General features: G+C 39.8%; 20 protein-coding genes and 2 pseudogenes. 14 read left to right on the top strand and 8 right to left on the bottom strand.

Features of this window, described 5'->3' with window-relative positions; all coding sequences use genetic code 11:
• Nucleotides 1-2: 2 nt before the first annotated feature.
• From CXF95_RS10285 to CXF95_RS10335, 11 genes are all read left to right on the top strand, one after another.
• Complete coding sequence (locus CXF95_RS10285; RefSeq protein WP_101198562.1) at nt 3-302, top strand: chaperone modulator CbpM; 300 nt, start codon at nt 3-5, stop codon at nt 300-302.
• A gap of 516 nt (nt 303-818) precedes the next feature.
• Nucleotides 819-2,267 carry a F0F1 ATP synthase subunit beta gene (gene atpD, locus CXF95_RS10290; protein ID WP_101198563.1) on the top strand — a complete coding sequence of 483 codons (1,449 nt, stop codon included), beginning with the start codon at nt 819-821 and terminating at the stop codon, nt 2,265-2,267.
• Nucleotides 2,268-2,663 carry a F0F1 ATP synthase subunit epsilon gene (locus tag CXF95_RS10295; protein WP_101198564.1) on the top strand — a complete coding sequence of 132 codons (396 nt, stop codon included), beginning with the start codon at nt 2,268-2,270 and terminating at the stop codon, nt 2,661-2,663. It begins immediately after the preceding gene.
• Between the two features lie 2 nt (nt 2,664-2,665).
• Nucleotides 2,666-3,076 carry an AtpZ/AtpI family protein gene (locus CXF95_RS10300; protein ID WP_198556550.1) on the top strand — a complete coding sequence of 137 codons (411 nt, stop codon included), beginning with the start codon at nt 2,666-2,668 and terminating at the stop codon, nt 3,074-3,076.
• Complete coding sequence (locus CXF95_RS31425; protein WP_101198566.1) at nt 3,069-3,404, top strand: ATP synthase subunit I; 336 nt, start codon at nt 3,069-3,071, stop codon at nt 3,402-3,404. Before CXF95_RS10300 ends, CXF95_RS31425 begins: the two co-directional genes overlap by 8 nt.
• The gene (locus CXF95_RS10310; RefSeq protein ID WP_101198567.1) at nt 3,394-4,128 is read left to right on the top strand and encodes a F0F1 ATP synthase subunit A; all 735 of its coding nucleotides are present in this window, start codon (nt 3,394-3,396) and stop codon (nt 4,126-4,128) included. Before CXF95_RS31425 ends, CXF95_RS10310 begins: the two co-directional genes overlap by 11 nt.
• Nucleotides 4,129-4,130: 2 nt before the next feature.
• Complete coding sequence (locus tag CXF95_RS10315; RefSeq protein WP_101198568.1) at nt 4,131-4,409, top strand: F0F1 ATP synthase subunit C; 279 nt, start codon at nt 4,131-4,133, stop codon at nt 4,407-4,409.
• 3 nt (nt 4,410-4,412) lie between these two features.
• On the top strand, nt 4,413-5,249 hold the full coding sequence (locus tag CXF95_RS10320; RefSeq protein ID WP_101198569.1) for a hypothetical protein: 837 nt from the start codon (nt 4,413-4,415) through the stop codon (nt 5,247-5,249).
• Nucleotides 5,246-6,871 carry an alternate F1F0 ATPase, F1 subunit alpha gene (locus CXF95_RS10325; protein ID WP_101198570.1) on the top strand — a complete coding sequence of 542 codons (1,626 nt, stop codon included), beginning with the start codon at nt 5,246-5,248 and terminating at the stop codon, nt 6,869-6,871. The genes CXF95_RS10320 and CXF95_RS10325 overlap by 4 nt, the downstream gene beginning before the upstream one ends.
• On the top strand, nt 6,864-7,763 hold the full coding sequence (locus tag CXF95_RS10330; RefSeq protein WP_101198571.1) for a F0F1 ATP synthase subunit gamma: 900 nt from the start codon (nt 6,864-6,866) through the stop codon (nt 7,761-7,763). Before CXF95_RS10325 ends, CXF95_RS10330 begins: the two co-directional genes overlap by 8 nt.
• A 77-nt stretch (nt 7,764-7,840) precedes the next feature.
• Nucleotides 7,841-9,397: a hydroxymethylglutaryl-CoA reductase gene (locus CXF95_RS10335; protein ID WP_101198572.1), complete on the top strand. Its 1,557-nt coding sequence runs from the start codon at nt 7,841-7,843 to the stop codon at nt 9,395-9,397.
• 365 nt (nt 9,398-9,762) lie between these two features.
• Here CXF95_RS10335 and CXF95_RS10345 read toward each other — a convergent pair whose 3' ends face one another.
• The gene (locus tag CXF95_RS10345; RefSeq protein WP_101198574.1) at nt 9,763-12,159 is read right to left on the bottom strand and encodes a phosphoketolase; all 2,397 of its coding nucleotides are present in this window, start codon (nt 12,157-12,159) and stop codon (nt 9,763-9,765) included.
• A 575-nt stretch (nt 12,160-12,734) separates the two neighbouring features.
• On the opposite strand from CXF95_RS10345, the pseudogene CXF95_RS10350 reads away from it, so the two are divergent.
• Nucleotides 12,735-13,766, top strand: a pseudogene (locus CXF95_RS10350) (NAD(P)/FAD-dependent oxidoreductase); the annotation flags it as partial.
• A 22-nt stretch (nt 13,767-13,788) separates the two neighbouring features.
• On the opposite strand, the gene CXF95_RS10355 reads toward CXF95_RS10350, so the two are convergent.
• Entirely contained in the window at nt 13,789-14,673 is an 885-nt protein-coding gene (locus tag CXF95_RS10355) for an IS1595 family transposase (protein WP_101197018.1), read from the bottom strand.
• A gap of 72 nt (nt 14,674-14,745) precedes the next feature.
• On the opposite strand from CXF95_RS10355, the pseudogene CXF95_RS10360 reads away from it, so the two are divergent.
• Nucleotides 14,746-15,009, top strand: a pseudogene (locus CXF95_RS10360) (NAD(P)/FAD-dependent oxidoreductase); the annotation flags it as partial.
• 67 nt (nt 15,010-15,076) lie between these two features.
• Here CXF95_RS10360 and CXF95_RS10365 read toward each other — a convergent pair.
• A complete protein-coding gene (locus CXF95_RS10365; RefSeq protein WP_101198575.1) occupies nt 15,077-15,796 on the bottom strand; it encodes a DUF1624 domain-containing protein in 720 nt (239 codons plus the stop codon).
• Between the two features lies 1 nt (nt 15,797).
• Nucleotides 15,798-16,049, bottom strand: a complete 252-nt coding sequence (locus CXF95_RS10370) for a hypothetical protein (protein WP_101198576.1) — start codon at nt 16,047-16,049, stop codon at nt 15,798-15,800.
• 127 nt (nt 16,050-16,176) lie between these two features.
• Here CXF95_RS10370 and fabA point away from each other — a divergent pair, with 127 nt between their 5' ends.
• Nucleotides 16,177-16,695, top strand: a complete 519-nt coding sequence (gene fabA / locus CXF95_RS10375; RefSeq protein WP_101198577.1) for a 3-hydroxyacyl-[acyl-carrier-protein] dehydratase FabA — start codon at nt 16,177-16,179, stop codon at nt 16,693-16,695.
• A 48-nt stretch (nt 16,696-16,743) separates the two neighbouring features.
• On the opposite strand, the gene rmf is transcribed toward fabA, so the two are convergent.
• The 4 genes from rmf to CXF95_RS10395 form a co-directional block, all read right to left on the bottom strand.
• Nucleotides 16,744-16,920 (bottom strand): ribosome modulation factor, encoded by a 177-nt coding sequence (gene rmf / locus CXF95_RS10380; protein ID WP_101198578.1) that lies wholly within the window; start codon nt 16,918-16,920, stop codon nt 16,744-16,746.
• A 292-nt stretch (nt 16,921-17,212) separates the two neighbouring features.
• Nucleotides 17,213-18,985, bottom strand: coding sequence for a DUF3466 family protein (locus tag CXF95_RS10385; protein WP_101198579.1), 1,773 nt, complete (start codon nt 18,983-18,985; stop codon nt 17,213-17,215).
• A 64-nt stretch (nt 18,986-19,049) separates the two neighbouring features.
• The gene (locus CXF95_RS10390) at nt 19,050-20,948 is read right to left on the bottom strand and encodes an ABC transporter ATP-binding protein (protein WP_101198580.1); all 1,899 of its coding nucleotides are present in this window, start codon (nt 20,946-20,948) and stop codon (nt 19,050-19,052) included.
• Nucleotides 20,945-21,178: a glutaredoxin family protein gene (locus CXF95_RS10395; RefSeq protein WP_101198581.1), complete on the bottom strand. Its 234-nt coding sequence runs from the start codon at nt 21,176-21,178 to the stop codon at nt 20,945-20,947. The genes CXF95_RS10390 and CXF95_RS10395 overlap by 4 nt, the downstream gene beginning before the upstream one ends.
• Nucleotides 21,179-21,186 lie beyond the last annotated feature (8 nt).

Raw genomic sequence — 21,186 nt, forward strand, 5'->3', positions numbered from 1 at the left:
GCATGACTAAAATCATATTACATATTCACGTAGATGAATTATGCCTCAGTGCTGACATAAGCCAAGAAGCGGTTGTTGAGGTTGTTGAATACGGCATCGTTACGCCCCTCGAAGGTGATGATTTTTCCGAATGGGTGTTCGATTTAGAAAGTGCCCACTGGTTAAAAAAGGCCATCAAACTGAGTCAACAATTACAAATTGACTGGGTAGCAACGGCTATGGTGATAGAATTAATGAGAACCAAACAACAATTAGAAAATGAAAATATCCATTTAAAATCTAGGCTAAGCCGTTTACTTTAGCTGCTTGAATAGACTGCTGTAATAAGTTATTTTGCTCTCAAAAAGTAGCGCCCAAAAGGACGCTACTTTTTTTGAATGTTGGGCAATCCATTAACACTAGAATGAGCCTGGTCAAATAAAAGCTATCCTGATAATACTGATGTAAGTCTGGAGTATGCCTTGTGGTAGCAGTGATAGAAATGTCATCATGGCAAGTCCAATGTTGAGGGACCAGAATGAAATTTTCAGGAGTTTTTCATTCCAAAAAGCCGGATTAGTCAGGCCGCGCATACTAACAACTGAGTCAATACTTACCGCAACAGCCCGAAATCTTGAAAAATCCGTTGTACCACAACAGTTACCTGTGTTTCAAAATGTTGATCTACATCAACTATAAGACCCACCAAAGATAAACCAGCATAGCCACACCACCTCAAAACCTGAATTTTAAATGATATGGATAGTTATCTTGATCAAGGTCAAATACCAACACTTCCAATTCTGCAAAATACTGCTTCATATATAGTGAGCTAATCCATGCAAAATGAAGATATTGGGACTCATGTTGGCACAGTAATTTCGGTACGAGGCAGCGTGGTGGATGTTAAGTTTGCCAAAAATTTACCGCATATCCACGACATACTTTATGCCACTGATAAAAAAATTGTTCTGGAGGTAATGGCACAACTGAGTATAAACAAAGTTCGGGCTATCGCTCTAACACCCACTCAAGGTTTAGCCCGAGGTATGGTAGTTAAAGCATCAGGAAGTCCTCTTGCAGCGCCAATCGGCAAAAATATTTTATCCCGTATGTTTGATGTGTTTGGAAATCCTATAGATGGTGGTTCCATGCCTGAAGGTGTGCGTTGGAAAAATGTACACCAAGCTCCACCTCCGCTGGTTGATCGTTCAACAAGCTCTGAGATCTTTACTACCGGCATAAAAATCGTCGACGTTTTGGCTCCCATTGAGCGTGGAGGTAAAGCTGGATTATTTGGCGGCGCAGGAGTAGGAAAAACAGTGCTGCTAACTGAAATGATCCACAACATGATAGGCCATCACAAGGGTGTCAGTATATTTTGTGGCATAGGAGAACGCTGTAGAGAAGGTGAAGAATTATATCGTGAGATGGCACAAGCGGGTGTATTAGAAAACATGGTGATGTTATTCGGGCAAATGAATGAACCCCCGGGAAGCAGATTCAGAATAGGTCATTGTGCGCTGACTATGGCTGAATATTTTCGTGATGAGGAACATCGTGATGTATTACTTTTAATTGACAATATATTTCGATTTATTCAGGCCGGCTCTGAGGTGTCAGGATTAATGGGACAAATGCCTTCTAGGATGGGCTATCAGCCTACTTTAGGTACTGAATTATCTGCCCTTGAAGAACGCATAGCGAATACAAAAAATGGTGCTATCACTTCCATACAAGCGGTTTATGTGCCCGCTGACGACTTTACTGATCCTGCAGCAGTGCATACATTTTCTCACTTATCTGCTTCATTGGTGTTATCTCGAAAACGTGCAAGTGAAGGGCTTTACCCTGCAGTCGACCCGCTGCAATCGAACTCCAAAATGACCACTGCTAGTATAGTTGGTGAGCGGCATTTTGCCCTAGCCCATCAGATTAAACAGGTATTTGCACAATACGATGAGCTGAAAGACATTATTGCCATGTTAGGTCTTGAACAGCTATCTATTCAAGACAGAGACATCGTAAAACGCGCTAGGCGCTTAGAGCGTTTTTTTACACAGCCATTTTTCACCACCGCACAATTTAGTTCTGCCGAGGGAAAGTTTGTCACCTTAGAGCAATCTCTGGATGGATGTGAACGTATTTTGAAAGGTGAATTTAATCACTATCCAGAAAAGTCCTTGTACATGATTGGTGCAATCAACGAGGCAAAACTAGACGATAAAAATATAAAAAATGAAAAAATAGCTGCGGAAAAACAAACATCCAGCTCTGGGGTCCAGTGAATGAACTTAGATATATTGCTTCCAAATAAAGTTTTTGCCAAGCATAAAAATGTATTGCGGGTAATAGTGGAAACTTTAGAGGGTTCATACGGGATCTTGCCTAACAGACGTGACTGCACAGCTGCTTTGGCACCAGGAATACTCACCTACGAAATCGAATCTGGAAAAGAAATATATATCGCTATCGATCAAGGAATAGTGGTCAAAAAAGGCAATGATGTTTTAGTTTCTGTTCGACAAGCCATTCAAGGTATTGGTCTTAGCCAGCTTAGAGAAGCGATAAAGGCAGAGTTTTTAACGCTGGATGAGAAACAACAAGAAATACGTTTTGCCATGGATAAATTAGAAAGTAGTTTTTTACAGCGTTTAACTGAATTTTCAACAGGCGCAAGATGAGTATGAAGCCTAACAACCCCGAAACTGATGTGAAAACAACAGAAAATCGGAAATTAGTATTAGCTGAGAAAATTGACAATAAGGCGAAACGAAAACTTAAGGCACAACGACATTCTGGTACCAGCGCTTGGTTTGGATTAGGCATGATGGGGTTAATTGGATGGTCGATTGCTTTACCAACAATATTAGGCGCCACCCTAGGCATATGGCTAGATAAACATTACAAAATTGAGCATTCGTGGACCTTATCACTGATTGTTGCCGGCCTGACATTAGGCTGTTTCACCGCATGGAATTGGCTGAGTAAAGAAGATCAAGCCATGCGTGAGGAAAATGAAGAAGACAATCAGCAACGAATAGAACAAAAACAAGAACAAAAACAAGAACAAAAAAGAGAGCAACATAATGATTAACGCCTTAACAGAAATACTCTATTCACCTATAGAACTGTGTATCACCCTAATATTTGGATTTTCATTAGGGTGCGTATTCTTTTTGAGTTTGTGGTGGACGGTCTCCAGGGGACTGACATCAGAACGACCAGTTCTGTGGTTTGTAACAGGTTTTTTCATCAGAATTGGCACATGTTTGTTTGGCTTCTATTTTATCGCAGATGGAAACTGGCAACCATTAGTCATTAGCCTCATAGGTTTTATTATTGCTAGGCCTGCAATCAAATTATTGATTGACCTAAGATGTAATCACAACCAAACCAAAGGGAGATTTAAAGATGCAACTTAGCCCTGATGAAATTGTGTATTGGCAATTAGGATTTATCAAACTCAACGCAACCATAGTATTTACTTGGTGTTTGATGCTGATTTTTTTCATCAGTGCAAATGTCCTTGCACAGGCATTAACACACCACGATAAACGCACTCGCTGGCAAAATGCTCTGGAAACTATTGTGTTGGGTATTGAAAAACAAATTTCCAGTGTTGGCCTAACCTACCCTAGGCAATACATAGGTTTCCTCGGAACATTATTTTTATTCGTAGCCCTAGCTAACCTGTTAACTATTTTACCAGGATACGAGCCTCCCACCGGCTCACTGTCTACGACTTTGTCTCTAGCATTATGTGTGTTTATTGCCGTACCTTATTACGGAATTAAAAAGCGGGGGGTAAAGGACTACCTTGCATCCTATGCCAAACCTACCGTCATAATGTTGCCGTTTAACATTATTGGTGAAATATCCAGAACCTTTGCATTAGCGGTACGACTGTTCGGGAATATAATGAGTGGCACCATGGTCATAGCAATAATGATGCTCATTGCACCATTCATTTTTCCCATCGTTATGACAGCCCTAGGTTTATTAACCGGCATGGTGCAAGCGTACATATTTTTTATTCTGGCAAGTGTTTATATCGCGGCTGCAACAAGTGTTAACAATACTCAATCTCATATACAAAAACACACACTTAAAAACACCCCACTAACCAAACCATCCGAGGAGAAATAAATATGGATAGCCTGACTATTATTGCCATTGTGTCGATCATCACAGGAGGTGTCACTATCTGTTTTGGTGCTATCGGGCCGGCGTTTGCTGAAGGTAGGGCTGTGGCCAATGCAATGACTGCGTTGGCACAACAGCCTGACGCTTCATCAACCATAACGCGAACCTTGTTTGTTGGTTTGGCAATGATTGAATCGACTGCCATTTATTGTTTTGTAGTGACCATGATCCTGTTATTTAGCAATCCTTTTTGGAATTACTTCATTACACAAAGTGGCTACTAAATCATGACCATAGATTGGTTTACAGTGAGTGCACAAACACTCAACTTCCTGTTGTTAGTGTGGTTATTAAAGCGCTATCTTTATGGCCCTATATTGAAAGCAATAGATGCCAGAGAGAGTCAGGTTGCAAAAGTATTGAGTGACGCTGACACGATAAAATCAGATGTTGAATCACAGCGTAATTTGCTTGAGCAAAAGAATGCTGAAATCGATACAAATCGCGATGAATTGCTAAAAGTCGCCACAAAAACGGCGAATGACCAAAGTGAGCAGATAGTGTTCCAAGCTCATAAAAAAGCAGATGAAATAAGTCACAGTCGTTTTTTAGCATTAGATAAAGAACTACAACATTATCAAAATGATATTGCTTTAAAAACGTTACAAGAAATATATGAAATAGCACGTAAAGTGCTTGCAGATCTTGCTGATGTTGAACTCGAACAAAAGATGTTTGAGTGTTTTTGTAAACATTTAAAGAACCTGAGTCCTGACGAAAAAACCAACCTGAATAAAACTCTCGAAGCAGACAACACTGAGATGGTTTTATACAGCGCATTTGAACTTACACAAGCTCAATTAGAAGCAATAGACGACATATTAAAAAAACTTACATTGGCTAATACCGATAGACAATATCAACTAAAACAGGAAGTTAAAGTTGCACTTATTAGTGGTATTGAACTTCGCTCAAATGCATGGAAAATTTCGTGGAATAGTGAAGATTATCTAAAAGTCCTACAAACATTTATTAATCAATTGTTAACTGAGCAGCGTGAAACATTAAATAACAGAACTGCACAATTAAACAGCCGAATGCACACTACTAAAGATTCAGCATGACAATCCCACAATCAAGAAACATGAAATCAACGTTGAACTCTTTATACAGCTCATTGAAACAAGGGCGATTAAAGGTCAAGGCAGATTTAAACACACAAGAAGTGGGGACAGTAACCAGTGTATCAACGGGTATAGCGTTAGTAAGCGGGCTACCAAATGTTGGTTTTGACGAACTCTTAAATTTTGGTAACGACTTGTACGGTATTGCCTTCAATCTTGATGAAGATGAAATAGGTGTCGTGATGCTTGGCGATGCTTGGCGTTTAAATGTAGGTGATGACGTTAAACGCACAGGACGAGTGATGGATATAGCTGTTGGGTCAGAATTACTTGGCCGAGTTATCGACCCTCTAGGTAGGCCTCTGGATGGTAATCCACCGCCAGCATTGACACAAAGACTACCCATTGAACGCTCTGCCTCCGCCATTATAAAGCGCTCTCCTGTCACTGAACCATTGCAAACTGGTATTAAGGTTATTGATGCGCTTTTGCCAATAGGCCGAGGACAGCGCGAACTAATACTCGGAGATAGGCAAACAGGTAAAACGGCGATTGCCATTGATACAATCCTGAATCAGAAAGGAAAAAATGTCATATGTGTTTATTGCGCAATAGGGCAAAAAGCCTCTTCGGTTGCAAAAACATTGGCAGTTTTAAAAAATAACCATGGGATGGATTATACCGTTGTGGTGGTGACTGAAGGTAATGATCCACCTGGCCTTGATTATATTGCGCCTTACGCCGCCACAAGTGTAGCCGAATACTTTATGGAAGCCGGTGAAGATGTGTTGATTGTGTATGACGATCTGACTCAACATGCACGCTCTTATCGTGAACTGTCATTGCTGCTGCGGCGTCCACCTGGAAGAGAAGCCTTTCCTGGCGATATTTTTTATCTTCACTCAAGGTTACTTGAACGCTCTACTCATTTGAACAAGGACAATTCTGGTGGCTCTTTGACAGCGTTACCTATTATTGAGACAGAAGGACAGAATATGTCGGCCTATATTCCAACAAATCTGATCTCGATTACCGATGGACAAATATATTTGTCGCCCACTTTGTACGATTTGGGTGTACTGCCAGCAGTAGACGTTGGCAAGTCAGTATCACGAGTGGGCGGTAAAGCACAGCGTGACGCTTATAGAAAGGTAGCGAGTGATTTAAAACTGGCTTACGCACAGTTTGAAGAGCTCGAAAATTTCGCCCGATTTGGGGCACGACTGGATGACGATACACTTAGTACAATAGACCATGGCCGACATATTCGAGCCTATTTTAGTCAATCTGAATCAGATCCATTAACCGTAGCTGAACAAATAACCTTGTTGTTAGTGCTTGGCCAGCGGTTATTTGATGCAGTGCCTCTGAGTGAAATGCCAAAAGCCCAAGCTAGTTTACGCGCCGCAACCAAAAGCATGCCAGAGACGTTAATAACATGCCTAGAAAATGCCCAGAATATAACTGATGAAGACAAACAGTTAGTCATCAACATCGCCAAGAAAACATTAGCGCCTTTTATAAAAAAGGTTGCAGTTGAGGATACAGACAGCGGATTAGAAAAAAATTCTACACAAAGTGTTTTTAATAAACCAAGTGAGACACCAGATAAACATGAGTAATTCACTGGCAAACCTACAACACAAAATAACCAGCGCCAGCGATTTACAGTCGGTAGTGCGTACCATGAAAGCAATGGCCGCAGTTAATATCACCCAATATGAAAATGCAGTTAATTCCCTCGCTGACTATTATCAAGCGGTGACATTGGGGCTAAATGTGTGTTTTCATCAAACCAATACAGCAGGCTATGACGGGCGCTATGGGGTAAATGACAATCATAAAAATATTGGTGTTATTGCATTTGGCTCCGACCAAGGGCTCGTTGGCCAGTTCAATAATCTGTTGGCTGAATTTTTAATTGAAACCATGCAAAGTTATCCTCAGAAAAAGCTCGTTTGGGCAATTGGTGAGCGAATACAGCCTCTATTATCAACAGCAAATATGAATACAGGGAAAAGTTATCGACTTCCTGGCACCTTAGACACCATATCTGAACTTGTGGGTGAACTCATATTAGAAATAGAATCCCAGAGAGAAAAAAATGATATAGGGCAAATATTTGTTTTTCACAATACGCCCACATCCAAGGCAACTTATACTGCAACTTTCCAAAAACCGCTGCCTTTTGATCAAAACTGGAAGGACGAACTTTTGTTGACCCAATGGCCTACTAAAAGTTTACCCGAACTTCTTAATAGTAAAGAAACCACGTTTAAGGCATTGATCAGCGAATATTTGTTTGTATCTATCTACAAAGCCTGTGCAGAGTCTTTGGCTAGTGAAAATGCCAGCCGTTTAGAGGCAATGCTACGAGCCGAAAAAAATATTGAAGAATTATTAGATGGGTTAAACCAAAATTTTAGGTATCAGCGACAAACGGGTATCGACGAAGAGTTATTTGACCTAGTTGCAGGCTATGAAGCTTTACTCGAAAAAACCTATAAAAAATGATTTATTTGATATTCATCAATATACATCGTTAGATTACATGGATAAATAGAGCAATTCCTGCTTGATAGAGATTTGTTATGTTTGTCCCAACCTCAATGTTGAAACAGCTATATACCCTTGGCAGTTTAAAAGAGACTCAAAATGGATTGTGTTTTTCATTAAAAAACCGGATTAAAAGTGCACACTTTAATCAGGTATTACACCTTTCTATTAATGATCAAAGAGTTGATAACAACAAAATAATGGTTGCGCTGAATTCAGAGCAAAAAACAAGTCTAGATACTCTTAAACACAACCAAGGTGTTGAATTTCCACTTGGCGCAATCTTACATGTCTTTGTTGAGGGCATTTTCGTTTCAGAGTCAAAAAACTTCAATATTCATATCACCCTTGATACCCATCCTTTTGGCGAAATTAACTTAACCTTAAAAGATAAAATGTCACTTCCAACTCCAGCTTTGCATGATATTCCTCGCAGTATAGAAAATGACTTACATCTAGACATGGTACAAGCACGACAAAATTATGTATCAGAGGTAACAGGAGTGACGCCCACAAAGTTATTTAACATTGATGTGGATCTAGAGTCTTTTCGGGGAAATATTGAACATTTTTGTGGTATTGCCCAAGTACCTGTTGGTATAGCAGGACCTATTAAAGTCAATGGTGAACACGCTACAGGAGAGTTTCTTATTCCAATGGCTACAACCGAAGGCACGCTGGTGGCTTCGTATAATCGAGGGATGAAACTTCTGAATAAATCAGGAGGCGTAAAAGCAACAGTGGTGGATGATGCAATGCAACGCGCCCCTGTTTTTGTATTTGATGATGCAAGAAAAGCCAGAGATTTTGGAAGTTGGGTGGCAGATAATATTGATGAAATACGACGTCAAGCGGAGGCAACAGATCCTTTTTTAAAACTACGTAATATTGAACAATACAAATCCAACAAATTTGCGTTTTTGAGGTTTAATTTTACCACAGGTGATGCAGCGGGACAGAACATGGTGGGACGTGCAACCTATGTGGCCTGTGGTTGGATACTTGAGCACTATGCTAATGTAAAAAACACGAAAATAATTAATTTTTTCCTTGAATCAAATATGGCAACTGATAAAAAATCGTCTTTTATTAACATATTAAATACCCGAGGAAAAAGGGTCACGGCCGAAGTTACCATCAAGCGGGATGATTTAATGGAAGTCATGAGAGTGGAACCAAAACAGATAGCACAGCATCAGAGAGTCGCATCTGTGGGCGCATTTTTAGCCGGTGCCAACAACACCGGGTTACATTCTGCAAACGGTATTGCAGCTATGTTTATTGCGACCGGCCAGGATGCGGCTAACGTATCTGAATCATCATCTGGGATTATTTATTCAGAAATAACCGAGGCTGGAGACTTGTACCTCTCGATAACCTTGCCCTCTTTAATCATCGCAACCTGTGGTGGCGGTACTGGCCTTGGCACCCAAAAAGAATGCCTTGAAATATTGCAATGTTATGGCCCAGGAAACGCATTGAAGTTTGCTGAGATAGTGGCCTCTGTTGCACTTGCAGGTGAAATATCTCTGGCATCAGCGATTTCATCTTTAGACTGGGTAACATCTCATGAAGAGCTTGGTAGAAATTAAAGACAAATTTTAAAGTAATAAATAATCATAATAATGCATAGGTTGCAGTTGTCGTAACGTAAGATGTCAGTATGGATCACACTAAATCCATTATTGAAAATCGGCTGCCAAAAGTTGATATTAAAAATATCTTTTATTACTGCAACACCTGATACCTGAATATCGAACTTGAATCCCAGCAGAGCGACTAACCACCCTGTCATAGTTGTACCTAGATTTAAGCCATATGTCATCATTCCTATTGCTAATAAGAACAGACCCAAGCCACCAAAAATACTGTCAATTAACGTTATCGTTTGTATACAGAATTTTTAATATGACTTTTTTGTGCTAATAATATTGAAACCGACTTATTAGGCAATATCTTAATCATATGGCCACACCCAATTGGTGATTTCGGGACTGTCTACTCCATGTTCATGAGCATAGAGTTTGCATTCAATTTGGCAGTCTTTAAAAAGTTGTTTAGCGTGTGCACCAGCTACTTTTAACTTAGGTACACGATTAATAACATCAATGGCTAGGCTATATCGGTCAATACGATTATCAATCGCAAGCTCCATCGGAGTGTTAATATTACCCTGCTCAACGTAACCTCGAACATGCAGATTATGGTGATTAGTCCTGCGATAAGCTAAACGGTGTATTAACCAAGGATAACCATGGAAATTAAAAATAATCGGCTTATCCAGGGTAAACAAACTATCAAAATCACTGTCAGATAAACCATGAGGATGTTCTGAATCCTGTGTCATCCGAAACAAATCAATGACGTTAATGAAGCGTATTTTAAGCTCGGGAAATTCCTCTCTTAGCAATGCGGTGGCCGCTAATGCTTCTTTGGTAGGAATGTCACCACAACCAACCATCACAACGTCTGGTTCAACCCCTTGATCATTGCTTGCCCATGACCAAATACCAATTCCTTTAGTACAGTGCTTAATTGCACTTTCCATGTCGAGGTACTGCATATGAGACTGTTTGTCACAGACAATAACGTTAATATCATCGTGACTTCGTAAACAATGGTCAGCGGTAGATAAAAGACAATTAACATCAGGTGGCAGATAAATTCTGGTAACTTGTGGGCTTTTATTGACTACCAAATCAAGAAAACCTGGATCTTGATGGGTGAAGCCATTGTGATCTTGACGCCAAACGGTAGAAGTGATCAATAAATTAATCGAAGCTATAGGTGCACGCCAAGGTAACTTTTCACTTATAGCCAGCCACTTTGCATGTTGATTAAACATGGAATCAATAACATGCACAAACGCTTCGTATGTAGCAAAAAATCCGTGACGACCAGTCAAAACGTATCCTTCAAACCACCCCTCAAGGGTATGTTCCGATAACATTTCTAAGACTCTACCATCAGTACTTAATTGCCCACCATTGTCATCTTCTGGCAAATAATCACATAACCACAATTTTTTACTGACTTCGTAAATTGCATCTAGTTTATTAGATGAATTCTCATCAGGTCCAAACACCCGAAAGTTTGTATTGTTGCGGGCCATAATGTCACGAAGCATTTCACCTAGCGGTTGGGTATTCATAGCAAATGACTTGGCCGGTTGTTTCACATCATTGGCATAATGTCTGAAATCAGGCATGCGCAGATTTCTTTTTAGTAAACCACCGTTGGCATGAGGGTTAGCGCTCATACGGTGGATACCCTTGGGTGCTAATTGTCGCAACTCAGAGACTAATCTTCCTTGATCATCAAACAACTCTTCAGGTTTATAGCTGCGAAGCCATTTTTCTAGTATTTCTAGCTGTTCAGGGCTATTTTTAACATTAGTTAAAGGGACTTGATGGGCCCGCCAAAATCCCTCTATTTTATTGCCATCCACTTCTTTTGGTCCAGTCCAGCCTTTGGGTGAACGCAATATGATGAGTGGCCAATGCGCACGATGTGCGATGCCCGACTGACGAGCTCTTTGCTGTATCTGACGTATCTCACGTAAACACGTTTCCATAACGTCAGCCATTTGTTTATGCATCGTGATGGGGTCATCTCCCTCTACAAAGTAAGGTTTCCAACCATAACCAATAAACAAGGCTTCTAATTCTTTATGCGGAATACGAGATAACAATGTAGGGTTATTAATCTTATAACCATTCAGATGCAATATCGGTAATACTGCACCATCTCTAATGGGGTTTAAAAACTTACTGGAATGCCAAGAGGTGGCTAGTGGGCCTGTTTCAGCCTCTCCATCACCTACTGCTACTGTGACAATTAAATCTGGGTTATCAAAAGCAGCGCCAAATGCGTGAGAAATACTGTAACCCAGTTCTCCCCCTTCATGGATCGAACCGGGCAACTCAGGAGTGCAATGGCTTCCAATACCCCCAGGAAAAGAGAACTGTTTGAACAAGTGTTTCATGCCTTGTAAATCCTGCTCTACATCCGGATAAACCTCTGAATACGTGCCTTCAAGATACACTGGCGCAATCACCCCTGGTGCACCATGCCCTGGCCCTGCTAAAAATATAGCATTCAAGTCGTACTTATTAATGAGTCTGGTCATATGCACATACATAAAAGATAAGCCTGGGCTGGAACCCCAATGCCCTAACAGGCGCTTTTTTATATCTCCTATTTCAAGAGGTCTGCGTAACAAAGGATTGTCTTGTAAATAAATCATGCCAGCTGCCAAATAATTGCAAGCACGCCAATAGGCATCTAGTAATTTTAGTTCTTGTTCTGATAATGTAGTTTTATTACTGGCAGTGGTCTGTATCTGTTTTTTCATGGTAATGATGTTCCGATAGGTGTCGAAATAGCTGAGAAAGAGATTGTCTTTGCATCGGTATTTATCTGTATATTGAATATTCCTAAGTTGGTACTTGATGAAACTAAATTGAGTACCAGAAAAAACCGTTGTGTCGCAAAGCACAACACCGCAACCCTGACAATTGAAGTCAACAGGAGTAGTACAGCAATCATCTGATATCCCTAATCAATAAGTTAAAAAACTACATGTATGAGTCATGGGGTTGTGTTTATCTCAAATACACATGCTAATGCTCTAAAATACAAAAAATCATATCTTTTATTGAATGGCCTATATTGATGTAAATCAAGACTTCAACTGGTTACTCAGCCCTAGGTTATTTTAGGAATATGCCGTGCAGCATTGACTAGGACAATCCTAAAGAGTCTAAGCCCAGATATAAGTAACTAGACAGCTGTAAAGGATGTGTGCATGATCTTTAGATTGCGTTTTTGATTTGAAGTTACCGTATTTTTAATACTGTTATACCCTCAATACCTAATATCTTTGCAACCATCAAACGCCCTATATTTATATTACTTTTAGGAACCAAAATGCAGAAAATCGTTATTGTAGGTGGCGGTGCAGGTGGACTAGAACTCGTTAGCCGCTTAAGTCGAACATTAGGTAAAAAGGGCTTGGCCGAAATCATATTAGTTGACCGACAGCCAACGCATGTATGGAAACCACTACTTCACGAAGTGGCGGCCGGTGTGATTGATAAAAACTCAGATGGCGTGGATTATCGTATTCACGCTGCTCGGCATAACTATCAATTTCAACTTGGCACCATGAGTGATATCGACCATAAAAATAAGCTAATTAAACTCGATCCGATACTTGATGAGCAAAACGAAATTCTGATACCTAACAGAGAGATTAACTATGATTATCTAGTATTAGCTATTGGCAGCGTGAGTAATGACTTTGACACACCTGGTGTGAGTGATAATAGCTATTTTCTTGACTCATTGGCTCAAGCTGAACGTTTTCACAAAGCATTGTTAAATCAATTGCTGAGAATTAATCAACAATCTGACTTATCCAGTACTTTAAAAGTGGCAATTGTTGGGGCAGGTGCAACCGGTACAGAATTAGCGGCTCAATTACATCATGTGGCTAATTTAGCGCGTTCCTATGGCATGCCCAAAATGTCATCAAAGCGCCTCGTCATATCTATTATTGAAGCAGGGGATCGCATATTACCGGCTTTACCCGAAAAAATTGCAAACTCAGCAAAGAGCGCATTAACAAAACTTGGCATTAACGTCTTGGAAAGTACTCGTATAACCAAGGCTCAAAAAGAAGGATTTATAACTAACGAAGAAGTATTGATTGAAGCTGACTTATTAGTTTGGGCTGCAGGAGTTAAAGCCCCCGACTTCATTCAAAACTTAAATTTATTTGAAACTAACAGAGCACAGCAAATTTTAGTTAATGCCAGTTTACAGAGTACCGTTTGCGATGAAATATTTGTGATTGGCGATTGTTGTGGATTTAAACAAGATGATGGTTCTTGGGTCCCTCCCCGCGCACAATCTGCTCATCAGATGGCCAGTGTTGCAGCAACCAATTTAATTAATATAATTACATGCTTCTCCATTTAACTCAGGTTGATTTTAAAGGAGTATGAATAATTGCCAAGTTTAACAATCGATTAGGTATTTGTTTTTCCACAAAACGGCGATTATACCGATAACAAAACTCATTCAAGTATTCTTGTAAGTAATTACCCGTAACGCCATGAAACGTGCCCAACAAAAACGTTTTCAAATTACCTATCGCGATATGAACCCAAGGCAACCATTCGTCTACCTTTTCACTTGGCGTGACTCTTGGCTCATGTTGCTGTGTTTTATCTATAATATTTAACGCAGGATAAGCATCCGTTCTGACATGCTGATTAGCTAAAAGGTGATGTGATACAAATTCTTTTACTGTTTTAAAATTCACATTTTTAACCGCTTTCATTGCGATAAACCCTGCCTTTTTATGCTTGTTTTCACATGCTATGATAATGGGGGTTTTCCCTTCTGCTCCACGACCACGCTTGCCTTTGTGCTTACCGCCAACAAAGGCATCATCTAACTCTATTGTGCCCGACAATCGGTAGAGGCTATCCCTGTGTCCCATAGCCGCTCTCACTTTCGTTAACATAAGCCGAGCAGTCTTCCAATTCACTTCAATAAGCTTGCTTAGCCTTAACGCTGAAATACTGCCTTTGTCTGAGCCTATAAAATACAGTGCCCAAAACCATTTGAGTAACGGTAGATGACTACCATGAAATAAAGTACCTGACATCACCGATGTTTGCTTATGACAATGGCTGCATTCGGTTAATTCTCGGCAGTGAAGGTCAATCCCATTGTCGTGACCACATTGAGGACACATAAACCCATTAGGCCACTTCATTTCCTTCAGATACTGGAGACAATCTTTATTCGTTCTGAATTGCTGTTGCCACGTTAAAAAACTGGCTTCTGGCGTGTTCATGTTCGAACTCCCTTAAACTGTTTATTTTCATATACAGTTTAGTTCATGCCTGAGCAAAGTGGAGAAGCATGTATAATTAAGTCAAAACCCCTTAAAAATTACCGCTACACCGACTATGGGTCTTTGGTGCATTTAACTAAATACAGCACGGTCGGCAGCCTGATGGGTAGCTTGAGCAATAGCAGTATGTTTATCGAAGGTCGTCTTGCAAGGTTAGTGTATATTTCTTTATACAACATGCACCAATTCGCTGTGCATGGCTGGCGTAAAGGATTATTAGTGTTACTGAGCCGAAAGTTAAGCAACATAGTCGGGGCTAAGTTAAAACTTCATTAATGAGTCTTTGGTTCAGTGGATAAATGTCTATGAGGCAGTTCATCCACTGCGCAGTTTAAGTTAATGATCAACGTCCTAAAATCAGATTTGTCAGACCAAATAAGCCATATAAAATGGGCTGATGTATTAAATAAATAATCAACGAATGTTGACCTAAAAAAGCCAAATTATTTGAAACGGCACTGGTCTTAACTTTTAGGTGAAAAAGCTCTTTATACATCACAAACACACCAATCAATACCACACCAATCCAAGGAAAAAAACTCACTAAGTCGACTGTTTGTGTGGGTATGCCCAAATGCAAGACTCCCCACTTCCAAATAGGGAATAAGTTTAAAATACCCATCCAATAGCCAACTATGCATCCTGTCCCAATCACTAAGGCAATATAAGGAATGCGAACAAATAACACTGAAATCGGTAATGCTAGGGTAATAAAATGTATGATACCAAAATACACCCATGTATTAGGGTTCATAAAAAGACTCCCTAAAGTGATAAACACAGAAACGGCGAATAGTTTGCCTACAGCCTTAGTCAGTTTCTTTTTATTGACCGATTTTTGATATGCCAAATAACTGCTCATGCCCACAGCCAACAAAAAACTACTCACAATAATCGTTCTGAATATTCTCCATTCGATATCCTTACCTGTACTAAAATCCGCCCAATCAAAAACCGTTAAGTCATAACCAAAATGGAAAATAACCATTAACACAATCGCTAAACCTCTGAGTAAATCAATCTCATAGCTTCGACTAATGCCATTCTTTGTAAAATGACTCATATTATTTATCGTGATCCTTAAGCCATTCATTTAAAAGTTTAATTTGGCCGCACTTATAGGCTGCATAGGTTATGCGTAACGCATTGGATAACATTTCACTGTCAGTCCATTTAGTTTTGTCAGATAACTCATTGTAACAATCCATAGCTTGTGGAGTAACATATCCTCTTACTTGTTTCTTACCCTTATCTTTTTGTTTATCTCGGAAACGTTTTTGTTTCTCTGCGTTAGCACTGCGTTTAATTATGCTCATATTGTTCTAATAATCATTTGTTGAGGTTTAAATTAGTCAAAAGTTGAAATATATCACTGTTCAGAGTTGTTTAGCTTACAACTGTTCGCTAAATTACCCACCTCAGTTTATTTAGGCAGTATATAGAATGACAGATCAACAAAATAGTTTCACAAAAGAAGAACTTTTATCTTGTAGTACTGGAGAGTTATTCGGTCCAGGAAATAGCCAACTACCCGCGCCAAATATGTTGATGATGGATCGCATTGTTGAAATTCATGAAACCGGTGGTACCCATGATAAAGGTTATATAGTGGCAGAGCTTGATATCACACCTGACCTTTGGTTCTTCGCATGCCATTTTCCAGGTGATCCCGTTATGCCTGGTTGCCTGGGTTTGGATGCTATGTGGCAGTTAGTTGGGTTTTTCCTAGGTTGGTCTGGTGGACCGGGCAAAGGAAGAGCACTGGGTGTGGGAGAAGTTAAATTTAAAGGGCAAGTGTTGCCTACCGCTAAAAAAGTAACCTATCGGATTGATTTAAAACGTGTAATTAAACGTAAATTGTTTATGGGTTTGGGTGACGGTACGGTTGCAGTTGACGGTAGAATAATTTATGAAGCTAAAGACTTAAAAGTAGGTTTGTTCCAAGATACCAGTAATTTTTAACTACATGTTAACTCACAAAAAATTAAAGCCCCATATGGGGCTTATGTTTTAACGACTAACTAGTCCTATACTTCTATCCCCTAAAGCTTCTCGCCATCCACCTAACCATTCAGATCGTATATTGATTGACTGAAACGGGCAATGCTCTTTTGAGCGGCCGGTAATGCCTGCTTGGTAACCTTTAGAATGTGCTCTTGAAAGTTTATCTCTCTTTTGTCGCTTCATTGAGTTTCCTCTTTTGAATGATTAATTATTTGTGGTTGATGACTCGTGGTTGATGACTCGTGGTTAATGACCACGTAATAGAGATAGTTGAATCGGGGATTTGGTTCAATAGTAATTAACACTTTTATTATTTGACATTATTTAACTAATTGAATAAGTGAGTTTTTTATCCATAAACTAAATTTGTATATAAAACCGAGATTTTTAACTTATTCGTAATAAAAAGTTCATATTTACAGTGCACAAAAAAAACCCGCCTAAAGACGGGTTAGAAAATACGATTTGGAACCGTTTAAAACAGACTTTTAAAGCGTCTCCAGCCCAATAGTACAAATCCAAAAGCTAACATCCAGCTTACACTCGCTCCCTGTCTAGCTCTATTTATTTCATCAGCAGGTGCATCACAATTTTCTACTTCACCACCTGTAATTGGCTCCAATTTGACAGCAACAACTAAGTCAACAATGGTTTCATTACCTGTAGAATCGATTATGACTTCACCTCTCGAATCTCTTTGTGGGCCTTTATATAAAGCAGTCGCCGCTATTTCGTTTTTGTCATTAATACTGTTGGCTTGCACTATGGTATAAGGTGAATCACAACTGATTAGGTCTCGAGCACCATAAAACTGTTCGGCCTCATGATCATATAAAAAACCTTCAGTTCGACGCCCAGTTAAAGAAGCATCGACTTCTCCATAACCGACAACTAAATCATTGTTATTGATATCTAAAGCAACACTCGAGGATCCTAAGAAAAAGTCATCAGGAAATGTAATCTCGCTTAAGTTCATATCGTAAACAAAAAACTTGGTTCTGTTTGAGCCATTAACCGCTTTAACCTGATAACCCACGACTAAGTTGTTGTTATTGATATCTGCAGCCGAGCTAATAGTGTTTGAAGACCGAGCTACAGCGCTATCTGGATCAGGTGTGAGACTAATAACCTCATCTTCGTCGAATATTACACCGAAGTTTCGAGTGACAGTGACGTCATTTTCAGTGTATTGACCGTTTGAAATGCCTACGGCAATACCGTTGTCGTTAATGGCTAACGCTTGACTACTATAATTAGCAGTATCATCTGCTTCCGGTTCAAAAAGCAATCCTAGTACTTTAGTATCTAACAAATTTCCTTGGCCATCTAATTGCCAAATCAACCCTCTTAATTGAGCGTAAGTAGTGACAGCATTCGTCAGTGTGCTTACAACACTACTAATACAAGACTCAACGGGTATGTCACCTCTTAAAGGAAAATCGACTGTACCTGAATCGCCGTCATCTATTATTTCCTCATCTTCACAGTTAGTTATGGCCGTTTCTAAGGTGTCAGATAAAAATAAGGTAGTACCATAACCTACCACTTGGTTACTCTCATTTATCCCGAAGGCATCACTAAAGCCGCCTGCCATGGTCTCGGGTGCGGGTAAACCAACAACAGTATCTCCACCAAGACTAACAAATCCTCGTGTACCGAATTCATGTACTACAAAAGTGACGTCCTCACCGCTTTCAAACGTATAATCAACTTTATTATAAAACCCTTCTCCACTGCCGACAGTAAAATCTGAACCGTTGACATCCCTGAGTATAATATTGGTGCTAATAGAAAACTCATTATTAGGGGTAGAACGTTGATCAAAACCAGGAATATAGTTGGTTTCATTTTCCGAGGCTAAAAAGCCAATAGTATTGGCAATTTGTTGGGCGCTTTGTGCGCCGTCACTGGCTCTTATCAAGGCTAGGAGGAACTCATAATCTGTACTATTGAAGTCTCCGTTGCTGGCTGACTCAACGTCAGTTAGACCATTAATTAATGTCTCTGATTCAAAATCTAATAAGTCTAAATCAATTGGAATATTGTATGCAGTGCTCAAACGAGTTGTCGACGTTGATGGTGCACCGACAATTACCGTGATATTTCCATCTTCGTTGATGGCACTAGGAAAACTACTTTGTCCTTTATCAGCTACAGGTAATTCAACTACTCTGTACTTAGCTGCTTGGCTAACAGGTGCTACCAAAAGGGCTAAAGATAATGCGGCGTACAGCCTTGTTTTAGTCATGTATAATTAATCCTACTTACTACTAATATGTTAATTTGTAATGTCTCTTTTTTGTTATCTACTATTAGAACATACCTTCAATCTCATCCCACCTTTCATACGTTTGTTTTAGCCTTTGTTCTGAGTCAGCTAAATCTGTAAGTATGGGGTCTGATTTTGACGCTTCTTGTGTAAAAAAGTCAGGGGCGTTAACTAATTTTTGCAAAGTTTCGACTTGAGTTTCAAGGGTTTCAATTTTCAAAGGTAACGATTCTAATTCAAGTTGCAACTTATATGACAACTTTTTACCTTTTACTTCTGGCAAACTGCTCTTAGGACTCTGAGTTTGTGATTTAGTTGCAGCAGGTGTGATTTTTTGTGTCAATTGCTGTGAGTACCAATCGCTAATATCGGTACAACCACCTACAAACTCTCTTACTATGCCATTGCCTTCGAAGAAGTAACTGGATGTCACAACATTATCAACAAATTCCCTGTCATGGCTAACCAAAATAACCGTACCAGGGTAATTACAGATAGTATCTTCCAACAGCTCTAGGGTTTCTACATCTAAGTCATTGGTCGGCTCATCCAGAATAAGCATATTGCTGGGTCTTAACATTAATTTTGCTAACAACAAGCGATTTTTTTCACCGCCTGATAACGACTTAACGGGAGAATTCACTCTTTCTGGTGTAAACAAGTAGTCTTGTAAATAACTCATGACATGTTTTGTTTTGCCATTAATGGTCACTTCCCGTCTTCCATCAGCAATAGCGTCAATGACTTTAAGTTCGCCATCTAACTGGTCTCGGTGCTGATCAAAATAGGCCACCTCAAGCTTTGAGCCAGATTTCACCACACCAGAGGTTGGAGATAATTGGCCTAATAACAGCTTAATTAAGGTACTTTTACCACAGCCATTTGGACCGACTAAGGCTAATTTTTCGCCTCTTTGAATAGTGGTAGTCAGTGATTCTACAATCAGTTTATCGGCAATGATGTAATGCAAATTTTCTGTTTCAAAAACAATTTTACCTGAACTTTTAGACTCGCTAACGCTGACCTTCGCCGTACCTAACTTGTTGGCTCTTTGGGAACGTTCAGTTCTTAATGCTTTTAAGGCACGGACGCGACCTTCGTTTCTAGTTCGACGGGCTTTAACGCCTTGTCTAATCCAGGTTTCTTCAATACTGAGTTTCTTATCAAACAGCGCATTCTGTGTTTCTTCAACTTCTAAATCATGGGCTTTTTGATCAAGGTAGGCCTGATAATTACCCGGATAACTCACCAAATTCCCACGGTCTAAATCGATTATACGACTGGCTACTTTTCGAATAAATGCCCTGTCATGGCTAACAAACACCACGGCTCCAGCATAACCGATGATGGCATCTTCAAGCCACTTGATCATTTCAATATCAAGGTGGTTGGTAGGCTCATCTAATAAAAGAATATCTGGCTCACTTGCCATGGCTTTGGCTAATGCGGCTTTTCTTCTCCAACCACCAGATAAATTACTGAGTTGTTGGTTAGGATCGAGCTGAAGCTTAGTCAATACTTGCTGAATACGTTGTTCAAGCTGCCAGCCATTGTGATGATCAAGTTGCTGTTGAAAGAACTCCAACTTTGCCATATTAGCATCAGACGGGTCTTCAGCGACCAAATCAGCCGTATGAAAATACCCTTTCAGATACTCACCTACCTCTGCCAACCCTTCTGCTACATAGTCAAACAAGCTACATTGCACACTTGCTGGAGGGTCTTGTGGCAAGCGTGAAATTTTCACTTCTTTGTTTACCAAACGTTGTCCGTCGTCTAGTTTGATATCTGCTTCAATCACTTTAAGCAGAGTAGACTTACCGCAACCATTGCGGCCAACTAAACATAATCTTTCACCGGGATGAATGACTAGTTCAATACCATTTAATAAAGGGGGATGACCAAGGATAATACTGGCATTTTTTAACTGCAATAAACTCAACGTAAAAACTCACCTAATTGAAAAAAATCGAATGGCCAAGGCAATTCACTATGTATGTCTTCGCGATATAAAACCGGAATTCGGGCACCATATAAATGGTACAAATCAGAATTAGCACGCACATCCACTTTTTTAAGCATGGAGGCCGCACTTTTATCTACTTCTTCAAGTAAAGTCTCGGCTTGATCACAAAGGCTACAACCTTGACCTGTATATAAAATTAAACCCATATAACTTA

The sequence above is a fragment of the Paraglaciecola sp. MB-3u-78 genome, assembly GCF_002835935.1.
Taxonomy (GTDB): Bacteria; Pseudomonadota; Gammaproteobacteria; order Enterobacterales; family Alteromonadaceae; genus Paraglaciecola.